Source organism: Streptomyces sp. NPDC001843 (genome assembly GCF_042891955.1).
Lineage (GTDB): Bacteria > Actinomycetota > Actinomycetes > Streptomycetales > Streptomycetaceae > Streptomyces.
This window is the reverse complement of sequence record NZ_JBIATQ010000006.1, coordinates 71,519-92,192: the sequence shown is the minus strand read 5'-3', so window position 1 is coordinate 92,192 and position 20,674 is coordinate 71,519. Positions and strand designations below refer to the sequence as shown.

The window sequence follows — 20,674 nt, the reverse complement described above, 5'->3', positions numbered from 1 at the left end:
GGCATGACTTCGGGCATGCGCCGCCCCATGTGGTGGTCGGCGCTTCGCGGCTTCGCGTTCTTCCTGGTGGGCGCCGGCCTCGGAGCATACGCGTACGTGACGCTCACGCACCGGCCGGGCGGGGTGCCGTGGGCCGGGATCCTGCTCGGCGCGCTCGTGTGCGCGACGCTCAGCGCACTGCTACCGCGCCGACGTCGGCGTTGAGCCGCGTGCCACCCGCCCGGGCGGGGCGGCACCTCAGTCCAGCACGCGCCCCAGATACGCCCTCAGCAACTCCCGGGTCTCGCCGATGATCGCCTCGTCGCCTTCCGGGTCGACCCGGAAGGCCAGTTGGACCAGGGTGTCCGAGGCCTCGACGGCCACCAGGAAGGTGCGGCGCAGGTCTTCGTCGGGCTCACGGTCCAGATAGCCGGAGAGCAGGTCGGTGAGACGGTCGGCGACGCGGCGGTTGGGTTCGGCGTGGCGGGCGCCGACCGGGATCTGGTTGCCGAAGTCGACGAGGGAGAAGCCGGGGGCGGTGCGCTTCATGGCGAGGTACTCGTCCAGGACGGCGTCCATGGCCGCCCGCCAGTCCCCCACCCGCTCGTCCTTCAGGCGCTCGGTGACACGTTCGGAGTACCGCTCGAGGTTGCGCTGCGCGAGGGCGTCGGCCATCTGCCGCTTGTTGCCGAAGAAGCGGTAGACCGAGCCGATCGGCACACCGGCCCGCTGCGCCACGGCCCGGGTGCTGAGCGCGTCGTAGCCGACCTCGTCGAGGAGGTCGGCGCAGGCGTCGAGGATCCTGGTCAGCCGTTCGGCGCTGCGCCGCTGCACGGGGGCACGGCGCAGCGATGTCGCGTCATGGGGCACGGGCTTCATGATGCCTCTCCATGAGAGTCCGGTGAACCTCGCCCCCGGGTACGGAGACGGATGGCCACTACACTCACCTCGCCCGGGTCACCCCGCCGGGGGCGCGGTGCCCGTCGCGCGAGTGGGGCTCGCGGCCGGCGTCGTCTTCGGCCTCGCCTTCGGCGTCGACTCCGGCATCGCCTTCGCCTCGGTCGCGGACACCGTGATGTCGGCGGTGCTCTCGACCGGCTTGCCGTGCACCGCCCACACCGTGCCGTCGTCCGCGTACAGGCGGGCGGTGACATGGTGGGTGCCGCGGGGGACGAGGCGGGCGGCGAGGCGGTACTCAGGGCTGCGCAGCCGGGTGACCTGGCCGCCGTCGACGAAGAGGTAGACGAGGCCCCGGCCGGCGACCGCGTGCGCCCGCACGCCCGGCGCGGAGAAACGGAAGTGGTGGAGGGTCAGCCGTACGTCCCAGCTCCCGCCGGCGTCGGGTGCCACCTCGACGCCGACGTCGGGGGCCCCGCCCTTGCCGACCTCACGGTAGTGCCGTCCTTCCCGGTCCGTCTCGTCGAGGACCTTCCCCACCGGTGTGGGCGATTCCCCGTCCTTGCGTTCGTTCGAGTCGCTCGTGCCGCAGCCCGCCGGTCCGAGCAGCAGCGGAACGCAGACGACGAGCGTGGCGAGCAGTCCCCGCTTCCACGACATGTTCGGGACTGTAGAACAACCGCACCGGCGTACGAATCCTTCTGAAGTCTGGTTCCGCCCCTACCTCTCCCGTAGGAGACCCGGCTCGAGACCCGGCCCCTCTTGCGCCCGGGAAAACGCAATCCTACGGTGGTGCATAGGAATACGGTCCGCAAAGGAGCGATCATGAGCGGGGACGCGCGGAAGACCGCGGAAGCACTGGCCTACCTGTCCGGATTCGGCAACGAGCACGTCTCGGAGGCGGTGCCGGGCGCCCTGCCCGAGGGCCGCAACTCACCGCAGCGCGCACCGCTCGGGCTGTACGCGGAGCAGCTCAGCGGTACGGCGTTCACCGAGCCCAGGGCGCACAACCGCCGCTCGTGGCTGTACCGCATCCGCCCCTCGGCCGCGCATCCCCCCTTCACCCGGACCGGCAACGGCGCGATCCGCACGGCGCCCTTCACCGAGACCGTTCCGGACCCGAACCGGCTCCGCTGGAACCCGCTGCCCGAGCCGCCCGCCGGGACCGACTTCCTGGCGGGCCTGTGGACGCTCGGCGGCAACGGGGACGCCACCCAGCGCACCGGTATGGCCGTGCACCTGTATCACGCCGACTCCTCGATGGACCGCGTCTTCAGCGACGCCGACGGAGAGTTGCTGATCGTGCCGGAACGGGGCGGGCTGCTGCTGCGCACGGAGTTCGGGCTGCTGCACGCGGAGCCGGGCCACGTGGCACTGGTGCCGCGTGGCGTGCGCTTCCGCGTGGAGCTGCTGGACACCTCCGCCCGGGGTTACGTGTGCGAGAACTACGGTGCCCCCTTCCGCCTGCCCGACCTCGGCCCGATCGGTGCGAACGGCCTGGCCAACCCCCGCGACTTCCGCGCGCCGGTCGCCGCGTACGAGGACGTGGAGGGCCCGGTGGAGGTGGTGAACAAGTTCTGCGGCAACCTCTGGCGGGCGACGTACGACCACTCGCCGCTGGACGTCGTCGCCTGGCACGGCAACCACGTGCCCTACGTGTACGACCTGCGCCGCTTCAACGTGATCGGCTCGATCTCGTACGACCACCCCGACCCGTCCGTCTTCACGGTGCTGACCTCGCCGTCCGACACCCCCGGTCTCGCGGGCGTCGACTTCGTGGTCTTCGCGCCGCGCTGGCTGGTGGGCGAGGACACCTTCCGGCCGCCGTACTTCCACCGGAACGTGATGAGCGAGTACATGGGGCTGATCGAGGGCGCGTACGACGCGAAGACGGCCGGGGAGGGGGGGTTCGTGCCGGGCGGCGGCTCGCTGCACAACATGATGTCGGCGCACGGCCCGGACCGGGAGACCTTCGACCGGGCGAGCGCGGCCGAGCTGGAGCCGCGGAAGGTCGACGACGGGCTGGCGTTCATGTTCGAGACGCGCTGGCCGGTGACGCTCGCCCCGCACGCGGCGCGGGCCGACCATCTCCAGCAGGGCTACGACGACGTCTGGCGGGGCCTGGAGCGGCACTTCCGTCCGTTGCGCTGAACGACTCCCGACCGGTACGGATAGCCCCGTGACCTCCTTCGCCCCGGACTCCATCGTCCTGAACCGCAAGCTGCCGCTGTGGTACCAGGTGTCGCAGTCGCTGCGCGCCTCCATCCTCGGCCGCTCGGCCCGGGACCCGCTGCGCCTGCCCACCGAGGAACGGCTGGCGGAGCACTACGGGGTGAGCGTGCTGACCATGCGGCAGGCGCTGAAGGAGCTGGAGGACGAGGGGCTGATCACCCGGCATCGCCGGCGGGGCACGTTCATCGAGCCGGACGCGAGGCGGAGCGCTCCGGTGCGGCTGCTCGGCTCGGTGGACGCGATCGTGGCCCAGCAGTCCGGGATGACGACCGAATTGCTGGACCACGGCCGCGCGCCCGTGCCGAGCGAACTCGTCCCGTACTTCCCGGACCTGGCGGAGGTGGCGACGTACCACCGGCTGCGCGGCGACGAGAAGACCGGCGAACCGACGAACCACGCGTACAACCACGTCCGCCCCGAACTGGCCCGCCGCATCGACCCGGAGGACCTGGTCCGCTGGCCGATGACCAAGGTGCTGCGGGACGTGGTCGGGGCGGACATCAGCCGCATCACGGACACGGTCGAGGCCCGGCTGGCCGACCCCGAGACGGCGCGACTGCTCCAAGTGCCGCTGCTCAGCCCGATACTGCACTACACGGGCGTGACCTACGACGCCGCGGGCCGAGTGCTCGACGTGGCGGTCATCCACTACCGCGGCGACCGCTTCTCCTTCACGGTCACCCTGGACGCGTAGCGGCTCCACCGACGGGGGCACGATGGGTCGGCGGCCGCCTGCGGATTCGCCGGATCGACCGCCTGCCGGTTCGCCGTAACCGGCCCGCCCACCAGGGAGCGCCGTGATGGCCCGCGAGCCGCTGGCCGGGCCGCCCGCCGGCTCCCGTAGCCAGGCCGCCTGCGGGGCAGGGCGACGACGGACCGCCGACCGCCTGCCCGCTCGCCGCGGCCGTCCCGCCGACGGGCGGCGATGCGATGGGCCGCGGTCACCTACTGATGCACCGTGGCCGGCCCGTCCGCCGGGCGGGGACACAATGGGCCGCCGGCCTCCTGCCGGGTCGGCCGCGACCAGCACGTCCGCACGACAGCGTCACCCGCGTGCCGTCTGCCGATTCACCGCGAACGGTGCAGCCGCCCGACAGGGCCACCCGCGTTGCGGGGGCGCGGTGGACCGTCGGCCGCCTGCCGGCTCGCCGCGGCCGGCCCGCCCGCGTCGCGGGGACGCGAGGGCTGTCGGCCGGCTCGCCGCGGCGGGACGTCGACCGTCTGCGGGTTCGCCGTGGCCGGGGCGGTGGGGCCGGGGCGCATGTCGAATGCAGGCCCGCGTCCCTTTGGTGTGCTGCCGTACGATGCCCAGCGTGACGCACGACGACGCTCCGCTGCTGGCGGACCTCATGCCGTGGTCCGTCGCACCGCTGCGGCCGGGCCGCGCCTGGCCGACGGCGCCCGACCCGGCTTCCTTGAAGGCCCGCTGGGAGGCCCTGCTGAAGGCCGACGGCCCGGAGCGGGAAGCCTTGTTCGAGCCGACGCGCTCGCGTACGCCGCACTCGGCGGTGGGGCAGTTGCCGGGCCAGTCGAGCGGCACGGAGAAGCTGGTGCGGGCCTCGGGACCCTGCCCGGAGCCGGTGCGTGTGCTGGCGGCCCCCTTCGACGAGCAGTGGCTGATCCCCGACCACCGCCTGCTGGACACGGCCCGCCCCGAGCTGTGGAGGGTGGCGGACGGCCAGCAGGTGTTCACGGTGGAGACGGCCGGGGACTCCCCCGCCCTGGGCTCGCCGCTCCTGGCGACCTCGCACCTGCCCCTCCTGCGCCCCGGCCGTATCCGCCCCCTGTACCGGCGCCCCGGCGGCGAGGAGCCCAATCTCGCGCCGGGCCTGCGGGACTTCCTGGCCGCCCACCTGGGCCTGTCCCCCACCCCGCTGGACGTCCTCGCCTGGATCCTGGCCTCGACCCGCCCGGACCTCACCGTCCCGCTCACCGGCGATGCCGGACTCTGGTCCCGGGGCGTGCGGCTGGGCCACCGCATGCTCTGGCTCATGCGCCGCGACGGCGAACGGCCCAAACTCCCCGGTGGCCGCCGCCCCTACGTCCGCGCTCCCCTGCCCGCGCTCCCCCTCACTCTCCACTACGACCGCGAGGAGGAGACCCTCCACCTCGACGAGGGCCGCATCGCACCGGTGCCCCCGGATGCCTGGGACTTCGAGGTGTCCGGGGTCCGGGTCGTCGAGGAGTGGTTCGCGGCCCGGACCGCACCCGCCGAGCCCGGCACCCTGTCCGCGATCCGCCCCCGCACCTGGCCGCAGACCTGGACGTCGGAGCTGCTGGAACTGATCACGGTGCTCGCGCTGCTGGCGGAACTGGAGCCGCAGCAGCAGGATTTGGAGCCGACGACACCCGTCACAGCCACCGACCTCCGCAGGGCCGGCGTACTCCCGCCTCCGGAGTGGGCCCGCCGCCCCGCCTCCGTCCTCGACCACCACGAGGAGGGCCCGGAAGGCCAGTTCGCGCTGCTCTAGTGCCCGACAGACCGGACAACTGCATGAAGCGGCGTGGTGCGTCGGTCCTCGTCCTCGGTGTCCTCCCTCACCGGCCGCCCCGCGCCGGATCGAAGGCGTCCAGCATCCGCCCCACCACCCGCTCGAACACCGCGTCCGGATCCGCCGGTCCCGGATCCTCGGCCAACGCCGCGGCCAGCCGCGGGTACTCGCCACTGGCGATCCGGCTCCCCACGTACGCCGCCCGCGCGGCGTTCTCCTGCTCCACCGACCAGGGCAGCGTCCGCGCCCGTTCCGCCACCGCCAGCTCGTTGGAGACGGACGTCGCGACGACCCCGTTCACCATCGCCACGAGCTCGACCTTCGTGCCGTAGGGCGCCTCCAGGGGATCCAGGCAGGCCAGACACCACTCCAAATAGCGCAGCGCGTTGGGCGTGAAGGCGTAGACGCCCGAGATGAGCCGGATGATCCAGGGATGCCGGTGAACCAGCGCCCGCGCCTGGTGGGCCATCCGCAGCATGTCCGCACGCCAGTCCCCCGACGGCTCCCCCAGCTCGTGTTCGGCACTGATGGCGTCCATCATCAGCTCGAACAGGTCCTCCTTGCGCGGGACGTAGTTGTAGAGCGACATCGTGCCGCAGCCCAGCTCGGTGGCCACCCGGCGCATCGACACCGCGTCAAGTCCCTGCGCGTCGGCGATGCGGACCGCCGCGGCCGCGATGTCGGCGCGGCTGTACGCGGGCTTCGGCCCCCGGCCCGTCCGCTCGGGGCGCGCCCAGATCACTTCGGGTTCGGCCGCTCGGCCCGCCATAGGTCATCACCTCGCCCACCATCGTAGTTACGTACGGCGTACGTAGTGCGCTATGGTCATGCCATGACCTCTACGTACGCTGTACTTAGTGAGGGCCTGGAGAAGCGCTTCGGCGATGTCCACGCCCTGCGCGGGCTCGATCTCGCGGTGGCGGAGGGCACCGTCTGCGGGGTCCTCGGGCCCAACGGCGCGGGCAAGACGACCGCGGTGCGCCTGTTGACGACGCTGCTGCGGCCTGACGCCGGTTCGGCTCGTGTCGCCGGGCACGACCTGGTGCGGGAAGCTGCTGAAGTACGCCGGAAGATCGGCGTGACCGGGCAGTACGCCTCGGTCGACGGTGACCTGACCGGCCGCGAGAACCTGCGACTGTTCGCCCGGCTGCACCGGGTGCGCAATGCGAACGCGGCGGCCGGTGAACTGCTGGAACGGTTCGGTCTGACCGAGGCCGCCGACCGGCTCACGAGCACCTACTCGGGTGGCATGCGGCGCCGGCTGGACCTGGCGGCGAGTCTCGTACGGCGCCCCGAGGTCCTCTTCCTCGACGAGCCGACCACCGGCCTGGACCCGGCGAGCCGCAACCGGATCTGGGACGCCGTGCGGGAACTGACGGCCGAGGGCACGACCGTGCTGCTGACGACGCAATACCTGGAGGAGGCCGACCGGCTCGCCGACGGCATCGCCCTGGTGAACCGCGGCCGGGTCGAGCACACGGGGTCGCCGAACGAGCTGAAGTCGCTCGTCGGGGCGTACGCCGAGGTCGTCGTGGCCGGCCCGGACGTGATGGCGAAGGCCGCCGCCGTGCTGGACCGGCTTACCGGCGGCGAGCCGTCGTTCGACCGCGACCGCAACGCCGTCGGCGCGGTCACCCGGGACTCCACGCTCACCCTTCCGCGACTGGTACGCCAACTCGACGCGGCCGGCGTGCCGTTGCTGGACGCGAGCATCCGACCGCCGACCCTCGACGACGTGTTCCTGCGACTGACCGGCACCCAGGGCGACGACAAGGAGCGTGCGGCATGAGCACGTTGGCGTACGACGGCACCGCGATGATGGGCCGACAGCTGCGGCGGATGCGCAACAACCCAGGGCTGGTGGTGCTGACCCAGACCGCTCCGATCACCATGCTGCTCTTCTTCGGGTACGTCTTCGGCAGCGCGGTCGCGATGCCGGGACAGGAGTACCGCTCCTTCCTCGTGCCGGGGCTGCTGGTGGCGACGGCCGCGGGCGGGATCACCACCGGCATGATCCAGTCCGCCCAGGACACACACCGGGGCGTGATGGACCGCTTCCGCACGATGCCGACGAGCCGGGCGGCCGTGCCGCTCGGCCAGGCGGCCGCCGACCTGCTGGTCACGGCCGTCGGGACGGTGCCGCTGCTGCTGGTCGGACTGGCCGTGGGCTGGCGGATCAACGGCTCGGCGCTCGACGCGGCCGGTGCGATCGCGCTGCTGCTGCTCTTCCGCTTCGCGGCGACCTGGGTGGGAATCCTGCTCGGCATGCTCAGCCGCAACGAGGAGGCGGGCGGACAGCTCGCCAGCATGACCTATGTGCTGCCGCTGATGTCCAATGCGTACATTCCCACCGACGGCATGCCCGGCTGGCTGCGCGCGCTCGCCGAGTGGAACCCGATCAGCGCGGTGACCACGGCGCTGCGGGACCTGTTCGGGAACGCGCCCGTACCCGTGGGCGCGGCCTGGCCCGTGGCGCATCCGGTCGCGGGGTCACTCGCGTGGTGCGCCGTGCTGCTCGCTCTCTTCGCGCCGCTCGCGGTCCGCCGCTACGCGCACGGCTGACAGAGCCGCCGGTCAGGGGCGATGATCCCCTCCATGGACCGTCTCCCGCTGCCCCTGGAGGGCATCACCGTCGTCGCCGTCGAACAGGCCGTGGCCGCACCCTTCGCGACCCGGCAGCTCGCCGACCTGGGCGCCCGGGTCATCAAGGTGGAGCGGGTCGACGGCGGCGACTTCGCGCGCGGCTACGACACCGCGGCACACGGGCTGGCCTCGCACTTCGTGTGGTGCAACCGCGGCAAGGAGTCCATCGCACTGGACCTGAAGGACCCGCGCGGCCTGGACCTCGTACGGCGGCTCGTCGGGGACGCGGACGTGTTCGTCCAGAACCTCGCCCATGGCGCGGCGGCCCGCCTCGGCCTCGACGCGGCCACCCTGTGCGCGGCCCACCCCCGGCTGGTCGCGGTCGACATCTCGGGGTACGGGGCGTCGGGGCCGTACGCGGACAAGCGGGCGTACGACATGCTCGTGCAGTGCGAGGCGGGCCTGGTGTCGGTGACGGGGACACCGGAGCGGCCGGTGAAGGCCGGGATTCCGGCCGCGGACATCGCGGCGGCCATGTACGCCTTCTCGGGAGTGCTGGCGGCGCTGGTACGGCGGGGGACGACCGGGCGCGGCGGGCCGGTGGAGGTGTCCATGCTGGACGCGCTCGCCGAGTGGATGGGGCACCCGCTGCACCACTCGATGCACGGCGGCACTCCCCCGGCGCGCACCGGGCTCGCACACGCCGTCATCGCCCCGTACGACGCCTACCCGACGGCGGACGGCGGGCGGGTGCTGCTGTCGGTGCAGAACGACCGGGAGTGGCGGCGGCTGGCCGAACAGGTCGTCGGGCGACCCGAGTTGGGCACGGACCCGGGGTTCGCGACGAACGCGGCCCGGGTGGCCAACCGGGCGCGTACCGACGAGCTGGTCGGGAAGACGCTGGGCGCGCTGACGGCGGACGAGGCCGTGGCACGACTGGAGGCGGCGGGCATCGCCTGTGCACGGCTGAGGGACCTGCGGGAGGTCGCGGAGCATCCGCAGCTGGCGGCCCGGGACCGCTGGCGCGAGGTGGATTCGCCGGCCGGGCCGTTGCGGGCGCTGCTGCCACCCATCACGCTGCCGGGCGGGGACGAGGCACGGATGGGTGAGGTGCCCGCGCTCGGGCAGCACACCGGTGCGCTGCTGCGTGCCGTGGGGATGACGGACGACGAGATCGCAGCGTTGCGCCGGGACGGCGTGGTGGCCTAGGGCCTGCCCTGAGCGCGGGCCGGGCTCAGTGCCTGTTGCCGCCGAACAGTGAACGGCGCAGTCGGCGCAGGGGCGCGAAGAGCGAGACCCGGCTGACCCGGGCACCCCTGCCGCTGCGCTTGTGGGCGGGTTCACGTGCGGTCAGCTCACGCATCAGCGATGTCGCCTCGACCGTCTCCCGCTGCGGTATGGCGGGACCACCCAGCACCGACAGATGGCGGTCCAGGCGCGAACTGGTCGCACTGCTGCCGCAGGTGATCGCAGGGATCCGCGCCCTGCTTCGCACTGTTATCTGATCCATGTCACTCCCCACCCGTACGAGTCCACCCGGCCCGGGCAGGGTAACCCTATCGCCCCGGCGAGGCACTCGTGTATCGCGGTCGCAGTATTCACCTACCCCGCAAGGAGGTTGACGATTACTCTCCGAATCCGACCGAATTCAACGCGAGTTGGGCAATTGGCTGGGTGGTGGGCTGCGCCGACCCTCCGTCGGGTTCCACGGTTACGGCGAGTGATGTCGCCGATTTGGCCAGACCCGACGCGATCAAGGGCGTGTCGCCGTCGAAGAGCCCGAGGGAACGCGGCTGCGCGCCGGGGCGCATGAGCCAGAGCTGACGCACCCGTCCGCTGGGCGGAGTGCCGTATCCGCTGAGCGTGACGACGGCCTGGCCCTCGGAAGCGGAAGCGATCACTCCGATGGTTCGGCCCTGTTCGTCCTTGCCGGTGGTCGCACGGGTGTCGGAGGCGGAGAGAACGTGGGCGATCTCACGTGACTGGGCACGCGCCGCGTCCAGTTGCCCCTGGGTCCGGTCGGCCTGGACGGCGAAGAGCCCGGCGACGACGAGCGCCGCGGCGGCCGTGGCCGTGGCGAACGGGACGAACAGGGGGCGCGTGCGGGGCGTACGGGTGCGGGCCGGAGGAGGCTGGCCGCCCCAGACGTGCGGCGGGAGCTGAGCGGCGCGCTCCCGGGCCGGGGCCGGGTCCTGCGGCGTGGCGCGGACGGCCGCCAGCACCCGGTCGCGCATCGCGGCCGGCGGTGGGGCGGCGGCGGAGAAGGCCAGACGCACGGCGTCCTCGGCCAGTTGGTGGACCTCGTCGCCGCAGCGGTCGCAGGTCCGCAGGTGCTTCTCGAAGCGGACGCGCTCGGCCGGCTCCAGGGCGTCGAGGGCATACGGCGCGGCCAGCGAGTGGAGTGCCTCGCGGCCGAGGAGACGGTCGAGCAGACTCATGCGGCACCTCCGAGGCACTGGCGCAGCCGGGTGAGTCCGTCACGCATCCGTGTCTTCACCGTACCCAGCGGCAGCGAGAGCCGCTCGGCCACCTCCCGGTAGGTGTAGCCGTCGTAGTAGGCGAGGGTGACGGACTGCCGCTGAAGGGTGGTGAGGCGGCCCAGGCAGCGCCGTACCGACTCGCGCTCCAGTCCCGCCTCGACCTCCTCGGCGACATGGTCGAAGGCGGGCTCGGTGGCCCGCAGTGCCTCGCGCTGCTCGCGTTCCCCGGCCGCGCGGGCGCTGCGCACCCGGTCGACGGCGCGGCGGTGGGCGAGGGTGAGCACCCAGGACAGGGCGCTGCCCCGGGCGGGGTCGAACCGGGCGGCGGAGCGCCAGAGTTCGAGCAGTACCTCCTGGGCCACCTCCTCCGACTGGGCGGGATCGCGCAGCACACGGCGTACGAGCCCGTACAGCGGCCCGGACACCATGCCGTAGAGCCGCTCGAACGCCATCTGGTCACCGCCCGCCACGCGCACCAGGAGTTGGTCCGCCTCCGCCCGGTCGCCCGCCATGCGGCCGCACCGCCCCCATCCCGCCACGCCAGCTCCCGTCGCACCGGTTCTGCCCAACGGACACACCTCCAGCAGGGCTTACGTATGCGGGAGCCGAAAACGCGGGTCTCAAACTCGAAAAAGTTTTTTTCCTCGAGACCAAACCGAACCCGCCCTCCGCTCCGTATACCCGTCCGTCAAGCAAGTTGGGACTGAGGACGGACGGCATGACACCTCACTTTTCCAGGAGCGGTGCGGGGCGCAAGGGCCTTGTCACTCTCGTCTGTGGTGCGCTGGCCGCCGGTGGGCTCGCAGCCGCCGGCGCCGCCGCACTGGCACCCGGGGCGGCCTTCGCCTCCAGCCACCGGGAGGCCCCGCTCATCTCGGGCACCCCGCAGTACGACAACACCGACGTGTACGCGTTCGTCAGCCCCGACAAGCCCGACACGACGACGATCGTCGCGAACTGGATCCCGATGGAGGACCCGGCCGGCGGCCCGAACTTCTTCACGTTCGCGGACGACGCCCAGTACGACCTCCACATCGACAACAACGGTGACGCGCAGGACGACCTGCTTTTCCGCTACACCTTCAAGACACATCGGAAGAACGAGAACACGTTCCTCTACAACACCGGCGTGGTCGACAGCTTGAACGACCCCGACCTCAACGTCACGCAGTCGTACAACATCGACCTGATCCGGATGAAGCACGGCAAGCAGGTGTACAAGACGAGGGTCGCGAGCGGCGTCCCGGTGGCCCCGTCGGACGTCGGCAAGGCGTCGATGCCGGACTACGGCAAGCTGCGCTCGCAGGCGATCTACAAGACGGCGAACGGCGGCGCGACCTTCGCCGGGCAGGCGGACGACCCGTTCTTCCTCGACCTGCGCGTCTTCGACCTGCTGTACGGCGGCAACCTCTCCGAGGTCGGCAATGACACCCTCAAGGGCTACAACGTCAACACCATCGCCCTGCAGGTGCCCAACGACCTGATCCGCGAGTCGGACAAGCAGCCGATCGTCGGTATCTGGTCGACGACGCAGCGCAGGAACGCGCAGGGCTACTACTCGCAGGTCTCGCGCCTGGGCAACCCGCTGGTCAACGAGGTCGTCAACCCGCTGAAGGACAAGGACAAGTTCAACGCGTCCTCGCCGGCGTACGACGGGCAGTTCCTGAAGAACGTGACCAACCCCGAGCTGCCGAAGCTCATCGAGTCGATCTACAAGATCAAGGCTCCGAGTGAGCCGCGCAACGACCTGGTCGACGTGTTCCTGAAGGGCGTCAAGGGGCTCAACCAGCCGCCGTACGTGAAGCCTTCGGAGGAGCTGCGCCTCAACACCTCGATCAAGCCGGCCATGCACCCCAAGCGGCTCGGCGTCCTCGACGGTGACAACGCCGGCTTCCCGAACGGCCGTCGCCTCACCGACGACGTGGTCGACGAGGCCCTCCAGGTCATGGAGGGCGAGCTGGTCGGTTCGAAGAACGACCTGAGCGACGCGGTCAACGAGAACGACAAGAAGTTCGAGAAGTACTTCCCGTACGTGGCGGAGCCGACCCCGGGTTCGCGCGGCAAGCTCGCCAAGGGCACGACCAGCGGCGCCGACGTGCGCAGCCAGCTCGGTGACGCGCTCCAGCCGGCGGGTGCCTCCGGCGGCACCGACAACACGACCCTGATCGCCGGGTCGGCGGCCGCGGGCGCGGCCGGAGTCCTGGTGCTCGGCACCGGCTTCTCGTGGTGGCGCCGGCGTATGTCGCGCGGGTACTGATCCCACGCCCCACCCCCACCGACTGGCGCGGCCCGCGCATCCATTCCCCCACGGCGCGGGCCGCGCCGCCCCATGACTTTCCCGCGAACGACCAGGCGACCCAGGAGAGGGCATGTCCCCGCGCACGAACGACAACGAGCCCGCCGGCCGGCCGGTGGACGCACCCGAGGGCGACGTGCCGGACAGTGCCTCCGCCGTCGCCGACTCGAGCGCCGCCGCACCCGAACCCCCCGCCGCGGCGCAGCTCCCGGCCCCGGAGGCCGGCGCCCAGGACGACGAGCGTGTCGTCGCCGTGCGGCGGGTCGGGGCCGCCGGGCGGAAGTGGCGGGCGGCTCGGCTCGCGGGGTGTGCGGCGCTGCTGGCGGTCGCGCTGACCGGCGGGGCGATCGCCTTCGGTGCCGCGCGGGACGGCTCGCCCGCGACCGTGGCCGCCAGCTCCACGGCGGTCTCCCCGGGGCTGCTGGCGAGCGGTGACCTCGACTCGACGATCGCCGCACTCCAGGCCCATCTGCGTGCCCAACCGAAGGACTACGGCAGCTGGGCCACCCTCGGGCTGGCCTACGACGAGCAGGCGCGGACCAAGGGCGACCCGTCCCGGTACCCGCAGGCCGAGAAGGCCCTGAAGCGCTCGCTGCGGCTGTCCCCGGACAACGACCAGGCCCTCGCCGGACTCGCGGCGCTCGCCGCCGCCCGGCACCAGTTCGCGCAGGCCCTCACCTACGCCGACCGGGCCCTGAAGCAGAACCCGTACAGCGAGCGCGCCCTGTCCTCCCGTATCGACGCCCTGGTCGAACTCGGCCGGTACGACGGGGCGTCGAAGGCCGCCGACACGGCCGACGCACGCAAGCCGGGCGTCCCCGTGTTCACCCGGTACGCGTACGTGCACGAGCTGCGCGGCGACGTGAAGACGGCCCGCCGGGTGCTCCAGCAGGCGCTGTCCACCGCCACCTCCCGCGGCGACATCGCGTACGTCTCCGCCCAGCTCGGCCAACTCGCCTGGAACCAGGGCGACTACGAGACCGCGCTCCACCACTACGCCCGCGCCCTGGCCGCCGACGAGAACTACCTCCCCGCCCTGGAGGGCCGCGCCCGCGCCCAGGCGGCGAGCGGTGACCGGGCCGGCGCGATCAAGGGCATGGAGCTCGTCGTCTCGCGGTACCCGCTGCCCGGCCCGCTCGTCGAACTCGGCGAGCTGTACGAGGCGCGCGGCCGGGACGGCGACAAGGCGAAGGCCCGGGACCAGTACTCCCTCGTCGACGCCTGGATCGCCCTGGCGAAGGCCAACGGCGTCAACGCCGACCTCGACACCGCGCTGGCCGCCGCCGACCACGGCGACAAGGCCGCCGCCCTGCGTGCCGCCCGCGCCGAGTGGGCCCGCCGCCACACCGTGCACACCGCGGACGCCCTCGCCTGGGCCCTGCACGTCAACGGCAAGGACCAGGAGGCCCTCGGCCACACCCGCCAGGCCACCGCCACGGGCTACCGCAACGCCTCCTTCCTCTACCACCGGGGCATGATCGAACTGGCCACCGGCCACCGGAAGGACGGCCGCGCCTCCCTGAGCGCCGCCCTGAAGCTCAACCCCGGCTTCTCCCCGCTCGGTGCCCGTGAGGCCCGCAAGGCACTGGAGGCGGCCAAGTGAAGTCCCGCCGCCTCCTCGCCGCCGCCCTGGCCGCCGGGACGCTCGTGCTCCTGCCCGCCACGGCCGCGAGCGCCCACCCGCTGGGCAACTTCACCGTCAACCGCTACGACGGTCTCGTCGCCGCCCCCGGGCAGCTCCGCGTCGACCACGTCGAGGACCTCGCCGAGATCCCGGCCACCCAGGCCAAGCCCGACATCAGGAAGCTGGGCCTGACCGAGTGGGCGCGGCAGCGGTGCGCCACGGCCGCCGAGGGCAGCAGGCTGACCGTCGACGGCCACAGGACCGCCCTGTCGGCCGGCACCGCACACGCGAAGCTACGCCCCGGCCAGGCCGGGCTCAACACCCTGCGGGTGGAGTGCCGGTTCACCGCCCCGCTCCCCGAGGGCGACACCGTGGCCCTCGGCTTCCACAGCGCGGGCGTCACCACCGGGCCCGGCTGGCGGGAGGTCACCGCGCGCGGTGACCGGATGACGCTCACCGCCTCGAACGTGCCGAAGACCTCGGTCTCCCACGAACTCACGGCCTATCCGAAGGACCTGCTCTCCTCCCCGGCCGACACCGTCACCGCCTCCGTGCGCGCACGGCCCGGCGGGCCGGCCCTGTCGGAGGAGCGCCAGGACGCCCCCGCCTCCGCCATCCTGCCCCGCGGCGCCGACCGGTGGACCCGCGCCCTGGACGACCTCGTCGCCCGTCACGACCTCACCGTCGGCTTCGCCGCCCTCGCCCTGCTCATCGCGATCGGGCTCGGCGCGATGCACGCCCTCGCCCCGGGCCACGGCAAGACCCTGATGGCCGCGACGGCGGCGGCCCGGGGCGGCCGGGCCCGTATGCGGGACGTGCTCCCGCTGGCCGCCTCGGTCACGGTCACCCACACCCTGGGCGTGGTGGCCCTCGGACTCCTCGTCACCGCTGGTTCGGCCGCGACCCCGTCGGTGATCGCCTGGCTGGGCATCGCGAGCGGCCTGCTGGTGACCGGCGCGGGGGCGAACCTCGTACGCCGGGCACTGCGCAACCGGCAGCAGGGGCACAAGCACGACCACGGCCACGACCACACCCATGAGCACCACCACGGGCGCGACCACGACCATCAGCACGGCCACGGCCACGACCACCACCACGACCACGACCATCACGACGGGGCGGTCGAGCACACCCACGGCGGCTTCACCCACACCCACGCCACCGCCCCCACCCTGCGCGGCACGATCCTGCTCGGCTTCGCGGGCGGGCTGGTGCCCAGCCCCTCCGCGGTCGTCGTGCTGGTGGGTGCGGCCGCCCTCGGGCAGGCGTGGTTCGGTCTGCTGCTGGTCGTCGCGTACGGCGTCGGGCTGGCGCTCACGCTCACCGCGGCCGGGTTCGCCGTCGTCAAGCTGGGTAGCGGAATGAACCGGGTGCTGAACCGGCGCCCCCGGTGGACGGCCGGCCCCGCGGCGGCCCTGGTGCGCAGGACCACGCCCCTGGCATCCGCGTTCGTCGTGCTGGTCCTGGGCGCCGGATTGGTGCTCAAGGGGGCGGCATCAGCACTCGGCTGAGCTACTTTGTGGAGAAATCACGCGAGATGCCGTGGGGGGCACCCGTGTCCGAACAGCCAGGCAGTGAACGTGTGATCGCTGGCCGCTACCGTCTGCTGTCGCCGCTCGGCGAGGGCGGCATGGGAACCGTGTGGCGGGCCCGCGACGAGGTGCTGAACCGTGAGGTCGCCGTCAAGGAGGTACGGGCCCCGGCCGGGCTGCCCGGTGCGGACGTCGAGCGGCTGTACGCCCGGCTGGAGCGCGAGGCCTGGGCGGCGGCGCGGGTCGCGAACCACAACGTGGTCACGGTGTACGACGTGGCGATGGAGGGCGGCCGGCCCTGGATCGTCATGGAGCTGGTGCGCGGGATGTCCCTCGCCGACCAGTTGGAGGCGGAGGGACCGCTTCCGCCGCAGCGTGCCGCGCACATCGGCGCGGAGGTGCTGGCCGCGCTGCGCTCCGCCCACGCGGCCGGGGTGCTGCACCGGGACGTGAAGCCCGCCAACGTGCTCCTGGCGAACGACGGGCGGGTGGTGCTCACCGACTTCGGCATCGCCACGGTCGAGGGCAGCTCCGCGCTGACCATGACCGGCGAGGTGATCGGCTCGCCCGAGTACCTCGCCCCCGAGCGGGCGCTCGGACGGACGCCCGGCCCCGAGTCGGACCTGTGGTCCCTGGGCGTTCTGCTGTACGCGGCCGTCGAGGGCAGCTCGCCGTTCCGCCAGGACACGCCGCTGAGCACCCTGCGCGCGGTCGTCGACGAGGAGTTGCCGCCACCGCGCCGGGCCGGGCCGCTCACCCCCGTCATCGAGGGGCTGCTGCGCAAGGATCCGGCCGAGCGGCTGCCCGCCGAAACGGCCGAGCAGGACCTGCGGCTGGTCGCGGCGGGCGGTACGCCGCGTGCGGGCTCCGTGCCCATGGGGTCGTACGCGCCGACGGCCCCGACCCGTCCGCTGCAGCCGTCGTCCCCCACGCCCCCGGGGCCGGTGCGGGGCGGGCCCGTTCCGACGCCGACCGCGACGACCAGGGCCGAGCGGAGGGAGCCGAACCGGCGTGCCGCCGTCGTCGTGGTCGCGGGGCTGGTCGCCGTGGCGCTGGCGCTGGCCGGACTGACGTACGCACTGCTCCACCACGACGGCACGCGGGACAGGACCAGCGGTGGCGCGAGCACCGACAAGGGAAGCAGCCTCAGCTCACCGACCCGGACCCGCACCACCGACTCGGACACGGGTGCGCCACCGCCCTCGCCGAGCAGCAGACCGGCCACTTCGGCCCCGGCCCAGTCCGTGCACGTCACCCTGACGGGGGCGCACACGGAGTACTCCGGGAGCTGTCCGCCGCCGAGCGCGCAGGCGCCCTCGTTCACGGCGACGTTCACGGTGGGCCGGCTGCCCGCTCAGGTCCAGTACCGGTGGGTGGCGAAGAACGGTTCGGTCTCCGACTCGGGCTGGAAGACGCTGTCCTTCCCGGCGGGCGGGGCGAAGTCGAAGCAGGACAGGGTTGTGGTGACGACGTATTCGCAGGGCGGGACGACCGAGAACGCGATCGGCGTCGAGGTGCGCGGCCCGGTGCGTACGACCTCCGACCAGGTGCCGTTCTCGGTGACCTGCGCGACGACGGAGACCCCGTCGGACGGGGCCTCCTCCTCGCCTTCGGCATCTCCCTGACGGTCAGGCGGCACCCGTGAACACGGGCAGGTAACCGCCGGACTGGCCGGACGCGGTCGGGTGGTACGACTCACCGATGTCCAGCCAGTCGAGGCTGTGCAGCCAGGAGCTGCCGGAGCAGATCTCGTGGCCGGTGAACGGGGTGCGGACGTCGCCGAAGACGAAGCCGTGGTCCAGGGCGCGCTTCTGGACGGCGCTGTTCAGGTAGTCGGACGCGTCGTTGATCGCGGCGCGCTTGGTGTCGGAGAGGCCGACGCACGTCGTCCCGAGCTTGTAGAAGCGCGGGTAGCCGAGCACGACCACATGGGCGGACGGGGCCTTGGCGCTGATCGCGGAGTAGACGCTGTCCAGCTTGCCGGGCAGCGTCGAGTCGACGTACGCCTTCGCGGAGTCGAGCTTGGCCAGGCAGGTGCTGTCGGACCCGGTCACACAGGTCGTCATGACATCGGCGAACCCCGCGTCGTTGCCGCCGATGGTGATGGAGACCAGGCTGGTGGAGGAGTTGAGCGAGCCCAGCTGGTTGTTCAGGACATCGCCCGTCTTGGCACCCGAACAGGCGTTGAAGGCGAACGAGGACGGGGCGTGCGCGGCGTTCCACAGGTACGGGTACGCCTTGGTGCTGCGGTCACAACTGCCGCTGGAACTGATGTAGCTGCCCGAACCCACTCCGGAGGAGTAGGAGTCGCCGAGCGCCACGTAACCGCCGGTCGCGGCGAGGGGGGACGCCTGCGCCGTGGCGGCCCCGGTGAGGGCGAGGCCGGTGGCGAGGAGGAGTGAGGTCGCGAATGCCGTGAATCGGGAACGTCTCATGGAACCTCCCTTTAGCAGGATCTCTGCCGTAACTGTCGTAGCAACTACGCGTGTTGACGGGAAGTGTCCATGCCAAAAATTTGTTCGCTTTTCATGCGCATGCCAACATGGACGACTGGTCGTCACCTCGTAGGCAGAACGGGGCGGCACGGCGGAAACCGGGTGCGCCGGACGGTCCCGTGCCGGATCATGGCGGCATGTCTGCGAACCCACACGACGCTCTGCCGATCCGGCTCAACGTCGACGACTCCGACTCGCCGTCCGACGTCGTCGACGCGCTGTTCCTCGGCCGCTTCGCGACGGGCGAGCAGCCGTACGCGCACGCGGCCAACATCGACCGGGTCCGCTCCGGCGTGAGCCTGCTGCCGCGCGGCGCCCGTGTTCTGCGCGTCGCCCGGGACGACGACCGCAGCGCGACCCTCGCCGAGGGCGACGGCTGGACCCTGCTGGTCTCCCGCTGGAACCGGGGCGCGGACGTCACCGTCACCGCGACCACGGCGGAACTGGCCGCGCAGGTGCTGAACGAGGCGACGGACGGCGCGGCCGACGAGCCCGAGCCGCAGCCGGAGAACGTGACGATGGGCTTCTGGTACGTCTCCCCGAGGCGCGGCCCGCACCGGACCACCCGTCAGATCTCCGCGGGCACCTGGGAGGAGGTCCGCGTCAACTACACCGCACCGGTGGCGGAGGCCATGGACCGCCTGATGAAGACCACCCCCGAGGACATCTCGGGCCGCCTGCTGCTGCTCCACGGCCCGCCCGGCACCGGGAAGACCTCGGCGCTGCGTACGCTCGCCCGCTCCTGGCGGGACTGGTGCCAGGTGGACTGCGTGCTCGACCCCGAGCGGCTGTTCTCCGACGTCGGCTATCTGATGGACATCGCGATCGGCGAGGAGGACGCGGCGGGCAAGGGCCGCTGGCGGCTGCTCCTGCTGGAGGACTGCGACGAACTGATCCGCGGCGAGGCCAAGCACACCGCGGGCCAGGCCCTGTCCCGTCTGCTGAACCTGACCGACGGTCTGCTCGGCCAGGGCCGCAACGTCCTGGTCGGCGTCACCACCAACGAGGACCTGGAGCGACTGCACCCCGCGGTGGTCCGGCCCGGCCGCTGCCTGGCCCGCATCGAGGTCGGCAGGCTGACCCGGCCGGAGGCGGTGGCCTGGCTGGGCACCGAGGAGGGGGTGGGTCGGGACGGGGCGACACTGGCGGAGCTGTACGCGCTGCGCCGGGGCACGTCGCCGACGTCGGTCCCGGGGGCACGGGACGGGGCGGACGCGGGGCTGTACCTGTAGTGCTTTGATGAGGTTATGACCCTGTTCGTCGGCACCTCGGGATGGCAGTACAAGGACTGGCGGGAGCTCGTGTACCCGGCCGGGGTGCCGGCGCGGCTGTGGCTGGAGGAGTACACGCGGCTCTTCGCCACGGTGGAGATCAACAACGCGTTCTACCGGCTGCCGTCGTACGACACCTTCGCCTCCTGGCGGGTTAGGGTCCCGCCGGACTTCGTGGTGGCGGTCAAGGCCAGCCGCTACCTGACCCACATCAAGCGCCTCAAGGACCCGGAGGAACCGGTCCACCGTCTGATGACCCACGCGGCGGGCCTCGGCGGCCGCCTGGGGCCGGTGCTGCTCCAGCTCCCGCCGACCCTGCGCGCGGACCCGCCGCTGCTCGACGCCTGTCTGGCCTGCTTCCCGTCCACCACGCGGGTCGCGGTCGAGCCGCGCCACGACTCCTGGTGGACGCCCGAGACGCGCAAGGTCCTGGAGTCGCGGGGTGCCGCCCTGTGCTGGGCCGACGTCCTGGCCCGCCCGGTGGCACCGCTCTGGCGCACCGCCGACTGGGGGTACGTCCGCTTCCACCAGGGCCGCGCCCGGCCGTGGCCGCGCTACGGTCGGCGCTCCCTGGAGACATGGGTCGACCGCATCGCGACCACCTGGCCCGATGTCCTCGACGTCTACGCCTACTTCAACAACGACCCGGGCGGCGCGGCGGTGGCGGACGCGACGGTCTTCGGCAGGGCGGCGACGAGAGCGGGCCTGACGGTGACCCGCACGCCGGAGCCGACGGCACGCCGCTGACGGCTCCGGGCCGCGAATCTCTCTCCGCCGCGACGGCGCTCAGCCA

General features: G+C 72.5%; 20 protein-coding genes. 13 read left to right on the top strand and 7 right to left on the bottom strand.

The window, feature by feature from the left end; genetic code table 11:
• Positions 1–3: 3 nt before the first annotated feature.
• Positions 4–204, top strand: coding sequence for a hypothetical protein (locus tag ACFYZQ_RS16960; protein WP_389147632.1), 201 nt, complete (start codon positions 4–6; stop codon positions 202–204).
• A 33-nt stretch (positions 205–237) separates the two neighbouring features.
• Here ACFYZQ_RS16960 and ACFYZQ_RS16955 read toward each other — a convergent pair whose 3' ends face one another.
• Positions 238–858, bottom strand: coding sequence for a TetR family transcriptional regulator (locus ACFYZQ_RS16955; protein ID WP_389147630.1), 621 nt, complete (start codon positions 856–858; stop codon positions 238–240).
• 78 nt (positions 859–936) lie between these two features.
• Complete coding sequence (locus ACFYZQ_RS16950) at positions 937–1,536, bottom strand: hypothetical protein (protein ID WP_389147628.1); 600 nt, start codon at positions 1,534–1,536, stop codon at positions 937–939.
• A gap of 165 nt (positions 1,537–1,701) precedes the next feature.
• On the opposite strand from ACFYZQ_RS16950, the gene hmgA reads away from it, so the two are divergent.
• The 3 genes from hmgA (at position 1,702) to ACFYZQ_RS16935 (ending at position 5,579) form a co-directional block, all read left to right on the top strand.
• Positions 1,702–3,027, top strand: coding sequence for a homogentisate 1,2-dioxygenase (gene hmgA, locus ACFYZQ_RS16945; protein ID WP_389147625.1), 1,326 nt, complete (start codon positions 1,702–1,704; stop codon positions 3,025–3,027).
• Between the two features lie 28 nt (positions 3,028–3,055).
• A complete protein-coding gene (locus ACFYZQ_RS16940) occupies positions 3,056–3,802 on the top strand; it encodes a GntR family transcriptional regulator (RefSeq protein ID WP_389147622.1) in 747 nt (248 codons plus the stop codon).
• A 610-nt stretch (positions 3,803–4,412) separates the two neighbouring features.
• Positions 4,413–5,579 carry a type ISP restriction/modification enzyme gene (locus ACFYZQ_RS16935; RefSeq protein ID WP_389147619.1) on the top strand — a complete coding sequence of 389 codons (1,167 nt, stop codon included), beginning with the start codon at positions 4,413–4,415 and terminating at the stop codon, positions 5,577–5,579.
• 67 nt (positions 5,580–5,646) lie between these two features.
• Here ACFYZQ_RS16935 and ACFYZQ_RS16930 read toward each other — a convergent pair whose 3' ends face one another.
• Positions 5,647–6,369 (bottom strand): TetR/AcrR family transcriptional regulator C-terminal domain-containing protein, encoded by a 723-nt coding sequence (locus ACFYZQ_RS16930; RefSeq protein ID WP_389147616.1) that lies wholly within the window; start codon positions 6,367–6,369, stop codon positions 5,647–5,649.
• A gap of 63 nt (positions 6,370–6,432) precedes the next feature.
• Between ACFYZQ_RS16930 and ACFYZQ_RS16925 the strand changes: the two genes are divergently transcribed.
• From ACFYZQ_RS16925 to ACFYZQ_RS16915, 3 genes are read left to right on the top strand one after another with little or no spacing between them, the layout of a single operon-like run.
• Positions 6,433–7,389 (top strand): ATP-binding cassette domain-containing protein, encoded by a 957-nt coding sequence (locus tag ACFYZQ_RS16925; protein ID WP_389147613.1) that lies wholly within the window; start codon positions 6,433–6,435, stop codon positions 7,387–7,389.
• On the top strand, positions 7,386–8,162 hold the full coding sequence (locus ACFYZQ_RS16920) for an ABC transporter permease (RefSeq protein ID WP_389147610.1): 777 nt from the start codon (positions 7,386–7,388) through the stop codon (positions 8,160–8,162). Before ACFYZQ_RS16925 ends, ACFYZQ_RS16920 begins: the two co-directional genes overlap by 4 nt.
• A gap of 33 nt (positions 8,163–8,195) precedes the next feature.
• A complete protein-coding gene (locus tag ACFYZQ_RS16915; RefSeq protein ID WP_389147608.1) occupies positions 8,196–9,392 on the top strand; it encodes a CaiB/BaiF CoA transferase family protein in 1,197 nt (398 codons plus the stop codon).
• Between the two features lie 25 nt (positions 9,393–9,417).
• Here the strand turns inward: ACFYZQ_RS16915 and ACFYZQ_RS16910 are convergent, their stop codons facing one another.
• From ACFYZQ_RS16910 to ACFYZQ_RS16900, 3 genes are all read right to left on the bottom strand, one after another.
• The gene (locus ACFYZQ_RS16910; RefSeq protein ID WP_389147605.1) at positions 9,418–9,693 is read right to left on the bottom strand and encodes a hypothetical protein; all 276 of its coding nucleotides are present in this window, start codon (positions 9,691–9,693) and stop codon (positions 9,418–9,420) included.
• A gap of 115 nt (positions 9,694–9,808) precedes the next feature.
• Positions 9,809–10,621: an anti-sigma factor domain-containing protein gene (locus ACFYZQ_RS16905; protein ID WP_389147602.1), complete on the bottom strand. Its 813-nt coding sequence runs from the start codon at positions 10,619–10,621 to the stop codon at positions 9,809–9,811.
• Complete coding sequence (locus ACFYZQ_RS16900) at positions 10,618–11,175, bottom strand: sigma-70 family RNA polymerase sigma factor (RefSeq protein ID WP_389147599.1); 558 nt, start codon at positions 11,173–11,175, stop codon at positions 10,618–10,620. Before ACFYZQ_RS16900 ends, ACFYZQ_RS16905 begins: the two co-directional genes overlap by 4 nt.
• A 206-nt stretch (positions 11,176–11,381) precedes the next feature.
• Between ACFYZQ_RS16900 and ACFYZQ_RS16895 the strand changes: the two genes are divergently transcribed.
• The 4 genes from ACFYZQ_RS16895 (at position 11,382) to ACFYZQ_RS16880 (ending at position 17,740) form a co-directional block, all read left to right on the top strand.
• Positions 11,382–12,920 carry a DUF4331 domain-containing protein gene (locus tag ACFYZQ_RS16895; RefSeq protein ID WP_389147597.1) on the top strand — a complete coding sequence of 513 codons (1,539 nt, stop codon included), beginning with the start codon at positions 11,382–11,384 and terminating at the stop codon, positions 12,918–12,920.
• A 112-nt stretch (positions 12,921–13,032) separates the two neighbouring features.
• Positions 13,033–14,562, top strand: coding sequence for a tetratricopeptide repeat protein (locus ACFYZQ_RS16890; RefSeq protein WP_389147594.1), 1,530 nt, complete (start codon positions 13,033–13,035; stop codon positions 14,560–14,562).
• A complete protein-coding gene (locus ACFYZQ_RS16885; RefSeq protein ID WP_389147591.1) occupies positions 14,559–16,094 on the top strand; it encodes a sulfite exporter TauE/SafE family protein in 1,536 nt (511 codons plus the stop codon). The genes ACFYZQ_RS16890 and ACFYZQ_RS16885 overlap by 4 nt, the downstream gene beginning before the upstream one ends.
• 44 nt (positions 16,095–16,138) lie before the next feature.
• Positions 16,139–17,740: a protein kinase gene (locus ACFYZQ_RS16880; RefSeq protein WP_389147588.1), complete on the top strand. Its 1,602-nt coding sequence runs from the start codon at positions 16,139–16,141 to the stop codon at positions 17,738–17,740.
• Positions 17,741–17,743: 3 nt separating this feature from the next.
• On the opposite strand, the gene ACFYZQ_RS16875 is transcribed toward ACFYZQ_RS16880, so the two are convergent.
• A complete protein-coding gene (locus ACFYZQ_RS16875; RefSeq protein ID WP_389147585.1) occupies positions 17,744–18,550 on the bottom strand; it encodes an SGNH/GDSL hydrolase family protein in 807 nt (268 codons plus the stop codon).
• 197 nt (positions 18,551–18,747) lie between these two features.
• Here ACFYZQ_RS16875 and ACFYZQ_RS16870 point away from each other — a divergent pair, with 197 nt between their 5' ends.
• Positions 18,748–19,842: a DUF5925 domain-containing protein gene (locus ACFYZQ_RS16870; RefSeq protein ID WP_389147582.1), complete on the top strand. Its 1,095-nt coding sequence runs from the start codon at positions 18,748–18,750 to the stop codon at positions 19,840–19,842.
• 15 nt (positions 19,843–19,857) lie between these two features.
• Complete coding sequence (locus tag ACFYZQ_RS16865) at positions 19,858–20,628, top strand: DUF72 domain-containing protein (RefSeq protein WP_389147580.1); 771 nt, start codon at positions 19,858–19,860, stop codon at positions 20,626–20,628.
• The last annotated feature ends 46 nt before the right edge of the window (positions 20,629–20,674 follow it).